The sequence below is a fragment of the Roseateles sp. genome (genome assembly GCF_052436255.1).
Taxonomy (GTDB): domain Bacteria; phylum Pseudomonadota; class Gammaproteobacteria; order Burkholderiales; family Burkholderiaceae_C; genus Pelomonas.
Map to the genome: position 1 here is coordinate 22859 of NZ_JBQVNP010000051.1, position 9548 is coordinate 32406.

General features: G+C 69.6%; 13 protein-coding genes and 1 pseudogene. 8 read left to right on the forward strand and 6 right to left on the reverse strand.

Annotated features, from left to right (window positions below; genetic code table 11):
- Positions 1 to 30 precede the first annotated feature (30 nt).
- Genes ACT6S0_RS13480 through ACT6S0_RS13490 form a run of 3 tightly spaced genes read right to left on the reverse strand, consistent with a single transcriptional unit; the run spans position 31 to position 2190 of the window.
- Positions 31 to 873: an urease accessory protein UreD gene (locus ACT6S0_RS13480; RefSeq protein ID WP_444764341.1), complete on the reverse strand. Its 843-nt coding sequence runs from the start codon at positions 871 to 873 to the stop codon at positions 31 to 33.
- Positions 863 to 1510, reverse strand: a complete 648-nt coding sequence (gene ureG / locus ACT6S0_RS13485) for an urease accessory protein UreG (RefSeq protein WP_444764342.1) — start codon at positions 1508 to 1510, stop codon at positions 863 to 865. The genes ACT6S0_RS13480 and ureG overlap by 11 nt, the downstream gene beginning before the upstream one ends.
- A complete protein-coding gene (locus ACT6S0_RS13490) occupies positions 1507 to 2190 on the reverse strand; it encodes an urease accessory protein UreF (protein ID WP_444764343.1) in 684 nt (227 codons plus the stop codon). The genes ureG and ACT6S0_RS13490 overlap by 4 nt, the downstream gene beginning before the upstream one ends.
- A 96-nt stretch (positions 2191 to 2286) precedes the next feature.
- On the opposite strand from ACT6S0_RS13490, the gene ACT6S0_RS13495 reads away from it, so the two are divergent.
- A complete protein-coding gene (locus ACT6S0_RS13495) occupies positions 2287 to 3123 on the forward strand; it encodes a hypothetical protein (protein ID WP_444764344.1) in 837 nt (278 codons plus the stop codon).
- Positions 3124 to 3132: 9 nt separating this feature from the next.
- Here ACT6S0_RS13495 and ureE read toward each other — a convergent pair whose 3' ends face one another.
- A complete protein-coding gene (gene ureE / locus ACT6S0_RS13500; protein WP_444764345.1) occupies positions 3133 to 3759 on the reverse strand; it encodes an urease accessory protein UreE in 627 nt (208 codons plus the stop codon).
- A 61-nt stretch (positions 3760 to 3820) separates the two neighbouring features.
- Here ureE and ACT6S0_RS13505 point away from each other — a divergent pair, with 61 nt between their 5' ends.
- From ACT6S0_RS13505 to ACT6S0_RS13520, 4 genes are all read left to right on the forward strand, one after another.
- Positions 3821 to 4045, forward strand: a complete 225-nt coding sequence (locus tag ACT6S0_RS13505; RefSeq protein WP_444764346.1) for an AbrB/MazE/SpoVT family DNA-binding domain-containing protein — start codon at positions 3821 to 3823, stop codon at positions 4043 to 4045.
- Entirely contained in the window at positions 4042 to 4437 is a 396-nt protein-coding gene (locus ACT6S0_RS13510; RefSeq protein WP_444764347.1) for a type II toxin-antitoxin system death-on-curing family toxin, read from the forward strand. The genes ACT6S0_RS13505 and ACT6S0_RS13510 overlap by 4 nt, the downstream gene beginning before the upstream one ends.
- 19 nt (positions 4438 to 4456) lie before the next feature.
- On the forward strand, positions 4457 to 5275 hold the full coding sequence (locus ACT6S0_RS13515) for a crotonase/enoyl-CoA hydratase family protein (RefSeq protein ID WP_444764348.1): 819 nt from the start codon (positions 4457 to 4459) through the stop codon (positions 5273 to 5275).
- A gap of 90 nt (positions 5276 to 5365) precedes the next feature.
- Positions 5366 to 5911 carry a histidine phosphatase family protein gene (locus ACT6S0_RS13520; protein ID WP_444764349.1) on the forward strand — a complete coding sequence of 182 codons (546 nt, stop codon included), beginning with the start codon at positions 5366 to 5368 and terminating at the stop codon, positions 5909 to 5911.
- Between the two features lie 38 nt (positions 5912 to 5949).
- Here the strand turns inward: ACT6S0_RS13520 and ACT6S0_RS13525 are convergent, their stop codons facing one another.
- Positions 5950 to 6216: a TfoX/Sxy family protein gene (locus ACT6S0_RS13525; RefSeq protein WP_444764350.1), complete on the reverse strand. Its 267-nt coding sequence runs from the start codon at positions 6214 to 6216 to the stop codon at positions 5950 to 5952.
- Positions 6217 to 6298: 82 nt separating this feature from the next.
- Here ACT6S0_RS13525 and ACT6S0_RS13530 point away from each other — a divergent pair, with 82 nt between their 5' ends.
- Entirely contained in the window at positions 6299 to 6649 is a 351-nt protein-coding gene (locus tag ACT6S0_RS13530) for a thioredoxin family protein (protein ID WP_444764351.1), read from the forward strand.
- A 118-nt stretch (positions 6650 to 6767) separates the two neighbouring features.
- Here the strand turns inward: ACT6S0_RS13530 and ACT6S0_RS13535 are convergent.
- Positions 6768 to 7598, reverse strand: a pseudogene (locus ACT6S0_RS13535) (plasmid replication/partition related protein).
- A gap of 269 nt (positions 7599 to 7867) precedes the next feature.
- On the opposite strand from ACT6S0_RS13535, the gene ACT6S0_RS13540 reads away from it, so the two are divergent.
- Positions 7868 to 9337: a RimK family protein gene (locus ACT6S0_RS13540; protein ID WP_444764352.1), complete on the forward strand. Its 1470-nt coding sequence runs from the start codon at positions 7868 to 7870 to the stop codon at positions 9335 to 9337.
- Positions 9338 to 9362: 25 nt separating this feature from the next.
- On the forward strand, positions 9363 to 9548 hold a 186-nt coding region (locus tag ACT6S0_RS13545; protein ID WP_444764353.1), incomplete at its 3' end, for a M17 family peptidase N-terminal domain-containing protein.

The window sequence follows — 9548 nt, forward strand, 5'->3', positions numbered from 1 at the left end:
TCGCCGGGCGCCTGGGCAGCGCAAGGCTGCTCAGGTGGCCCAGACGCGCGGGGCACTGGCGGGTAGCCCCCACAGCCGCTCGCGCCACAGTGCCCTCACCCGCCGCAGCGCGAGTGTCACGCCCTCCACCTCGTCGCCGATGACGCGTGCCAGCAGCACGACGCCACACGGGCCCGCGAGTTGGGTGATGCCACTGCGCGGCACGTCGTCCAGCAAGGCGCGGCTGTCGGCCAGCAGGGCCTCCACCTCGGCCAGTGCAGCCGTTTGCGCGAAGACCAGCGTGCCCAGGACACGCCGCCCCCCCAGCCCGCAGGGCCCGTCGAGCAAGGCGGTGTCGGCGGCATCGATCCTGCCCCGGTCCAGCCACACGCCCTCGATCTCCAGGTGCTGCAGCAGCCGGCCGGCGTCAAAGGACTGGCCGGCGGCGGGAAGACCCAGGCCCAGCACCTCGGTGGCAAACACGCTGGCGCCCGGGGCCAGGCCAATCCTGACCTCGTTGCGCGCGACGCAACCCGGGTAGGCCAGCGTCTCCTGCGGCAGCCACTCCAGCCGCGCCCCTTCGCCCACGCTCGCGTGGACGACCTGGGCGGCCTCTCCAGCGTTTGATCGGTAAAAGCGCGTCGCCGCCGGTGTCGTCACCAGCAGATGGCTGCCGGCCTGCAAGCCCAGCGAGATGTCGAGCCTGTCGCCACCCACCAACCCGCCGGGCGGGTGCACCAACACCGCGTGTGCGATGCCGGCGCCCTCCGGGTAAAGCGTCTTCAGCAGCCGTAGCGGGCCGTCGTAGCGGGCATGCACGCGAGTCGCGTGCGCGCCGTCGCGTGCCGCCGTCAGAACGAGCCGGGCGGGCCAGCGTATGGGGTCAGCCGACAAGCAGGCCCTTCTTCTCGATGAAGGCGACGACCTCCGCCAAGCCCTCGCGGGTCTTCAGGTTGGTCATGACCCAGGGCTTGACGGGACGCATGCGCGCGGTGTCGCTGCGCATCACATCCAGGTCGGCGCCGACATGCGGCGCCAGGTCGGTCTTGTTGATGACGAAAAGATCGCTCTTGGTGATGCCGGGGCCGCCCTTGCGCGGGATCTTCTCGCCGGCTGCCACGTCGATGACGTAAATGGTCAGGTCGCTCAACTCGGGGCTGAAGGTGGCCGCCAGGTTGTCGCCACCGCTCTCGACGAAGACGATGTCCGCGTCGGGGAACTTGTCCAGCATGCGGTCGACGGCTTCGAGGTTGATCGAGCAGTCCTCGCGAATGGCCGTGTGCGGGCAGCCGCCGGTCTCCACGCCCATGATGCGTTCGGGCTCAAGAGCGCCGGCCACGGTCAGCAGGCGCTGGTCTTCCTTGGTGTAGATGTCGTTGGTGACGACGACCAGGTCCCACCTGTCGCGCATGGTCTTGCAGAGCATCTCGACCAGGGTGGTCTTGCCCGAACCCACGGGGCCGCCGACGCCGACGCGCAGCGGCGGCAACTTCTTGGTGCGGTGGGGGATGGCGTGCAGGGGTACGGTCATGAGCGGAACAGTCTCGAATACTGGGTTTCGTGGCGGGCGCCATGGATGCCGAGCAGCGGCGCAAACGCCATCGGCTCGGGCACGGAACAAGCCGTCTCCACGGCGGGGGGAATGGCGTGCACGAGGCGTGCCAGCACGCGCTGGCCGGAGGTCTGGCCGAGCGGCACGCAGCGCACGGCGGCCTGCATCAGGTTCTCGGCCCAGCCGAAGGCGATGGCCTGCAGCGCCGGCTCCAGCGCGGCACCGCGGGACGCAGCAACGGCACCCATGATGACAGGCCAGGTGGGCGCGGGCTTGAGCAGCTTCAACAATGGCAGCACGGGCGCTTCGGGCACCAGCCCCTGCATCCAGACGAGCAGGCTGCGGCCCATCTGCTGGGCCTGCTGCAGGCTCTCGCTGGTCTCGCGCGTGCGCAACACCCAGGCATTCAGCTCGGCCAGCCGCGTGCCGTCCAGAGCCAAGGTCGCAGCATGCGCGGCGGCAGCGACGGGCAGTTCGGCGCGGGCCTGCACGAGTTCGAGCTGGTTCAGCAGCCAGTCACCGGCGCTGGTCTCGTCATGCACGACGCCGGCATCGACGGCGGCCTCCAGCCCTTCGGAATAGCTAAAGCCGCCGACGGGCAGCGCGGGTGAGGCGAGCCAGAGCAGGTGCAGCAATTCGGAGCTGGGAGGGGATGTCATGGGAGGTGCAGATTCCCGTTCCAGGCCGGGTTTGAGCGCAAGGGGCGAAGCCTAAACTGAGTTCAGCACCTAGAAGCGCAAGGAAGGGAGAAGGCGTTGAACGACAGGAACAGTTCTAGCACGGGGCATGCCACTGGGCGCTCCCAGCTTGCCGCCGGCCTTGCTGCCGCCGTGCTGATGACGGCCATGCCCGCCGCCAGTGCCTGGGAGCCAGCGCCGGAGGTGAGCGCCCAGCAGATCCTGCAGGATGCGCAGAAAGATGCGCGTGACGGCCGCCTCGCCGAAGCCGCCGAGAAGTTCCGGTGGTTCCACGAGCATGCGCTGGAGCGCGACCGCGCAATGTCCGGTGTGCGCCTGTCGTTTGCGCTGGCCGACTGGGCAGACCTGGCGCGCCGCTACCCGCCGGCCATGGCCCATTTGGTCGCGGCGCGGGACCGCGCGCTGGCCATGATCGACGCCGGCGGCCGGCCCGGACAGATGGCGCTGGGCGAGGTCATCCGCATCAACGCGAGGCTCAAGGCGCACGAATCCACCCGCGACGCCTTTGCCCGCTTCGCGCTGCGCGACCCGGTGCTGGCCGAGCGCGAACTGCTCGAAGCCCTGCCCGCGCTGATTTCCCTCAACGAGTTCGGGCTGGCCAGCAAGCATCTGCGGGTCGAGTTCGTCCTGTCCCGCATGGAAGGCCTGCACCGCGCCTTCCAGGAGGCACCGCTGAAGGTGTCCGACGAACGCAAGGCGCAGATGCTGAGCCACCAGCAGCGCTATATCGACGTGAAGCTCGCCCGCGTCGTGCTGGCCCTGAGCAAGGACGGGCGCGACGCCGAGGCCGAGCAGGTGGTGGCGCGCGGCCAAGCCCTGCTCGGGCCGCAGGCCCGCATCCATCACATGACCGAAGCGCTGCGCGGCGTCGCCCCGCCCGACGACGACGCCTGACGCGCGGGCTCAGTGCCCGTGGTCGTGGCCGTGGTTGCAGCCGGGGCCATGCACATGGCCGGCGTCCTGCGCCTTGACGGGAATCGACAACGGCTTGCGGGCCGGCGCGGGCGCTGCAGCGTGCGCATGCGCATGGCCGTGATCGTCGTCATGGTCATGGTGGTGATGCCCATGCCCCGCGCCTTCGCCATAGGCGCCGCCCTCCGGCTCGAAGGCCGCCTGGGCCTCGGTGACGATGAGGTGCTGGCGACGCAGCATGTCGGCCAGCACAGGGTCGGGCTCGAACTGCAATAGATCGGGCTGCAATTCCAGCGGCACATGGCGGTTGCCCAGGTGGTAGGCGGCGCGCAGCAGGTCGAAGGGTGAGCCGTGCTCGGCGCAATGGCGCACCTGCAGCACCGGTTGCGGTGAAGCGATGACGCGCAGCAGCGTGCCGTCCTCGGCCACCAGCACGTCGCCGCCGCGCAGCGCCGTGCCGCGCGGCAGCACCACGCCGATCTCGCGGCCAGTGGAGTCGGTGGCCGAGAAGCGGCTCTTGCTGCGCGTGTCCCAGTCGAGTTCGAGCGCGGGCGCGCGCTTGACGAGGACGGCGGCCAGGCCGGCACCGCCGGCAATGCGTTTGGAGGCGTGGATCATGGTTGTCAGTGGCTCAGAGGGCCGCTAGTATTACAAACGTTATAACCCAAAGATGGCGATGATGAGCGCACTCAAGGTAACCCAAATCGGCAACTCGCTCGGCGTGATCTTGCCCAAGGAAGTTTTGGCTCGCCTGAAGGTGGGAAAAGGCGACGTGCTCTACCTTTCAGAAGCCGTCAACGGCCTCCTGATCTCGCCCTACAGCCCGGAGTTCGAACAGCAGATGGACGCGGCCCGCAGCATCATGAAGAAGCGCCGCGCCGTGCTGCGGGAACTGGCGAAGTGATCGCCGCCGCCTGGCGCTGGCTGAACGCCGACGTCCTGAGGGCCATCCACTACGAGCAACTGGCTGAACATGGCGGCGCGCCCGGCATCCGTGATGAGGGCCTGTTTGACTCAGCCGTGACACGGCCGCAGAACCTCGTGGCCTACGGGCAACCCGACGTGTTCGAACTGGCGGCGGCCTACGCGGTCGGCCTGGCCAAAAACCATCCCTTCATCGACGGCAACAGGCGGACAGCCTACGTGGCGATGGAGTTGTTCCTCTGGCTGAACGGCCTGGAACTGCTTGCAAGCGACGCGGATTGCGTCATCACCATGCTGGGTGTCGCCGCCAGTGACATCAGCGAGGCCCAACTGGCTGACTGGCTGCGGCAGCAAACCGAACCGATCGCCTAAGCTTTTTCCGAGACTGCACATGACCGCCCCATATCTCGAAACCCTGACCCTTTCCGTCCGGGACCACATCGCCACCGTCCGCCTGAACCGCCCCGACAAGGCCAACGCGATGAATGCGGCGATGTGGCAGGACATCCGCCGCGCCTTCGACTGGATCGATGCCCAGCCTGAAGCGCGCGCGGTGGTGCTGGAGGGCGAGGGCAGACACTTCACCGCCGGCATTGACCTGCAGATGATGATGGGCATCGCCCCGCAGATCGAAGATCCCTGCGACGGCCGCACGCGCGAGAGCCTGCGCCGCGTCATCCTCGACATGCAGGACACGCTCACAAGTCTTGAGCGCTGCCGCAAGCCGGTGCTCGCGGCCATCCACGGCGCCTGCGTGGGCGGCGGCATCGACCTGATCTGCGCCGCCGACATGCGCTACTGCAGCGCCGACGCCTACTTCTCCATCAAGGAAATCGACATCGGCATGGTGGCAGACGTCGGCACGCTGCAGCGCCTGCCCAAGCTCATCGGCTCGCAGGGCCTGGTGCGTGAACTGGCCTATACGGGCCGCCGCGTGGAGGCCGCCGAGGCACGCGAGATCGGCCTGGTCAACCGCGTGTTCGACAGCCGCGAGGCGCTTGGGAGCAGCGTGCGGGAGATCGCTGCCGCCATCGCATCGAAATCGCCGCTGTCCATCCGCGGCACCAAGGAGCAGCTCAACTACGCCCGCGACCATTCGGTGGCCGACGGGCTCAACCACATCGCAACCTGGAATGCGGCAATGCTGATGAGCGAGGACCTGAGCAAGGCCATGATGGCCGGCAAGGGGACGCCCGCTTTCCGCGATTGAGCGTGGCGGCGACCTTGCCGCCCGTCACACCACAGGGTGATCGGTCGCCGCTTCGGCATGCCTCGGCCGGGCGCTTCAGAATCCGCGGCCATGAAGCAACTCATCGCCTGCCTTCTGGGCCTGCTGCTGGCGCCGGCTTGGTCGTTCGATCTGCGCGACGGCGATGTGGCGATCTATCGCCATGCGCTCGCGCCCGGCGGTGGCGACCCGTCGGCGCTGCGCTTGGGCGACTGCAGCACGCAGCGCAACCTCAGCGACGCCGGGCGCGAGCAGGCGCGCCGCCTCGGCGAGATGCTGCGGCAGCGGCTGGGTGAGCTGCAGATCGCCGAAGTCTGGGCGTCACCGTGGTGCCGCGCGCTGGACACCGCGCGGCTGGCCTTTCCAGGCATGACGGTGCGCGAGCAGCCGGCTTTCGGCTCCTTCTTCCAGCATCCCGAGCGCGAAGCGCAGATGCTGGGCGCGGCGCGGCAACTGCTGGTCGGCTGGCGCGGGCCCGGCGTGCTGGTTGTGGTCACCCACCAGGTGACGATCACGGGCCTCAGCAGCGTCTTTCCGGCGTCGGGCGAGGGCATCGCCATGCGCTGGAGCCACGGCGACGGCAAGGTGTTGGGGCGGCTGCCAGCGCCGGCCCACTGACTCGCACCGCGCCCGGCCGCGCATCCGCCCGGAGCCGTTCAGGCCTGGCGCTCGTGATCGTCCAGCGCCATCAACAGCCGGGTGCGGTGCTCACGCGCCACCTCCTGCCAGTGGACGCCAGTGAGTGCACCTTCGAGCGCCCAGAGCAGGTTCAGCGAAACGCCCTGCCTCGCCCGCTTCGCTCTCGTGTAGGCAGCGACGGAGCCGAGCGCCCGGAGTTGGTCCAGTGTCGTGATGCCGACGCGGGCCAGCATCTCGGCGGATTTGGGGCCGAGGTTGGCCAGGGATTCGATGGCGTCCGGCATGGCGCGAGCCTAGTTCAAAATTCGATGCAGCGAGGGCACCGCGTTTGCCCTGGTTGAGCGACGCCACCGCCCAGGAGACGCCATGAGCACCCATCTCCCCTATTCCACCGACGAACCGGCTCGCGCCGAGGTCGACGCGATGGCCGGCAGCACCGTGCTCGAGTTTGGCGCCAACTGGTGCGGCATCTGCCAGGCCGCGCAGCCGAGCATCGGCAACGCGCTGGCGGCGGCGCGCACCGCCCGCGGGCCACTTCGCCACCTGAAGATCGAGGACGGCCGCGGGCGGCCGCTCGGCCGATCGTTCGGCATCAAGCTGTGGCCGACGCTGGTGATGCTGCGCGACGGCCGCGAGGTTGCGCGCGTCGTGCGGCCCGGCAGCGCCCAAGCGGTCACCGACGCGCTGGCCAGGCTGGACGCCGCACCGCCCGCCTGACGCCAGGGCGCGGGCGCCTCGCGGAGGTCAACGTCGCCGTGCCTTCGGCATAGCCGCAAAGGCACAGCCGGCGAACGGCGTATTCACGTCGAGGCCTTCGGAGGTCGTCGGCCTGCCGCTACTGGCCGGCGCCCGCGCGCAGGGCCGCCAGCTCCTGCCGCAATGACGCGTTCTCAAGCTCAAGCGTTGCAACACGCCGACGCAGCGATTCCAGCGTGGCGTCCGGCGCGCGCGCCGCACCGGTCGCCGCATCGTCTGCCGGCGCCGGGGCGTCCTGCGCCAGCGGCTTGCGCCTGGCCTCGCGCACACGCTTGGCGGCCTGCATGAGCTCGACGGCGCCCGCTGCTGCCGCGGCGGCTTGCTCGTCAGCCGGCAACGTGGCCACCGCAGCCGCCGCATTGATGGAGACCGTGCCGGCCTTCACTGCGGCCACCAATTCGGGGGCTCCCTGCTTCTGGATCTTCTAGATCAGCACCACCTGGTTGCTGCTCAGCCGCGCCGCCTTGGCCAGCGCCTCACGCGTGGCCAAGGCTTGCGCCGGCGGCTCCACCGCCGGCATGGCGTCGTCCGGTGCGATGGGCGCCGTCGCATCCGGCGTGGGCAATGCCGTGCTGCTGCGCGCGCGCCGCCCGGCCACGATCTCGCGCTGGCGCAGCGCCAGCACGCCACGCTGGAAATCCGAGAGGCTGCGCCGGCCCAGGTGCTGCTCGATCATCCACAGGTGCACGTCTTCAACGGACGTGAAGCGTGGGTTCTGTACCGTCTGGAAAGGCAGTCCGTGCTTGCGGCAGATGCCGTAGCGGTTGTGCCCGTCGACCAGCAAGTCGCCCCACAGCACCAGCGCGTCGCGGCAACCCTCGGCCAGCAGGCTGCGCTCCAGCGCGTCGTACTCCTGCGGCGTCAATGGGTCGATGTAGGCCTTGAGTTCTTCGTTGACGACGATATCCATGGGGGCCGGGTGCGCGCTGAGAAGCAAAAGGGGCCGGATTCTAGAGAGCCCCAGCCCCGCTGCGGCGACACCGCTTCACCCGCCCGGATATCCGCGGCGACCGCGTTCAGATCGTTGCCGAACCGATGGCCGCAGTGGCACACCGCCGCGCCAAGCCGGCCCTGGCGGAACGGGTCTTGGGGCGGCGGCCCCGCACGTAGGCCAAAGTTGACGACCGGGGTTGGCGCTTTCCGACGCACCGCCCGCGCGGCGGCGGCCAGCATCGCGGCATGAATCTCATCGTCGTGACCGACCAGTTGCAGGACTGGTTCCAGCTTCCCGCCGCCACCGTCGTGACCGCGCGGCACTATCTCGCCGACGCGGTCGCCGCACAGGCGGGCGACGCCTCGGTGCTCAACCTCTGCCGCACCGGGCGCTACCAGGGGCGGGGCTACTACGTTTCGCTGCTGGCCGAGGCGCGCGGCCATCGGCCGTTGCCGGAGGTGAAGTCCATCGAGGACCTCAAGGCCGAGGCCTTCGTGCAGGCCATCGCCGGCCGCGTCGACATGCTGGTGCAGGACACGCTGCAGCATGACAGCAGCGACCTTTTCGAACTCGACGTCTACCTGGGCCGCGACCCCGCGCGCCGGCACGACGCGCTCGCCGAGCGCCTGTACGCCGAGGCACGACTGCCGCTGCTGCGCGTGCTTTTGCGCCGCGAGCAGGGGCGCTGGATGCTTGATGCGCTGCAGTCGATCGGCCTGGCCGACGTGCCCTCGCAGGACCGCGCCTTCCTGTTGCAGGCGGTGCAGGGCCTGGGCTGCGCTGCCGGTGCCGATGCGCCGCGGCGCCGCACCGACCGGCCGCGCCTGGCCATCCTGTGGGACCGCGACGAACCGCACAAGCCGTCCAACGAGGCGGCGCTGCAGCGCTTCGTCGAGACCGCGCCGCTGGTGGGGCTGCAGGCGGAGCTGGTCGGTCCCGGCGACCTCGAGCGGTTGCCTGAGTTCGACGCCCTGTTCAACCGCGCCAGCCCCGAGGTGGACGGCATCGTCTACGAGTTCGTGCGCCGCGCCGAGGCGATGGGCATGCCGGTTGTGGACGATCCTGAGTCCATCCTGCGCTGCCTGAACAAGGCCTACATGCACGAGCTGATGACCCGGCACCGCATCGCGCAGCCGCGCAGCCTCATCGTGCACCGCGACAGCATCGGCCAGGTGGTGCCCACGCTCGGCCTGCCCTGCGTCATCAAGCTGCCGGACAGCGGCTTTGGTCTGGACGTGCTGAAGATCGAATCCGAAGCGCAGTTGGGCCAGGAAGCCGAGCGCTTCTTGAAGGTGTCGGAGCTGTTCGTCGCCCAGGAGTGGCTGCCCAGCGAGTTCGACTGGCGGGTGGGCGTCTACGACGGCCGGCCGCTGTACGTGGCCAAGTACTGGATGGCACCCGGCCACTGGAAGATCATGCAGGAGACCGAGGGCAGCGACGAGCTCATCGAGGGCAAGACCGAGGCGATGACGATCGGCGAGGCGCCACGGCAGGTGATCGAGACCGCCGTGCGGGCCGCCAACCTGATCGGGCGCGGCCTGTACGGCGTGGACCTCAAGCAGGTCGAGGACCGGGTCTACCTCATCGAGGTCAACTGCAACCCCAACATCGACGCCGGCAACGAAGACCAGGTGCTGGGCGAGGCGCTCTACCGCGAGGTGTTGGGCGTGTTCGCGCGCCGCATTGCCGAGCACCGGCACGGCGCGGCCGCCTGACGCCGGGCATGGAGCCGCCACCGCCATGCAGTTGAGCCTTGCACCTGGCGGCCCGCTTGCAGCGCTGCGCAGCGGCTGTGTCGTCGTGGGCGTGCACGCGTGCGGGCGGCTGTCGCCCTCGGCCGCCGCGCTGGATGAGGCCTCGCGCGGGGCGCTGCAGGCCGCACTCGCACGGCGCGACCTCCGCGGCGACCTCGGCGAGACACTGCTG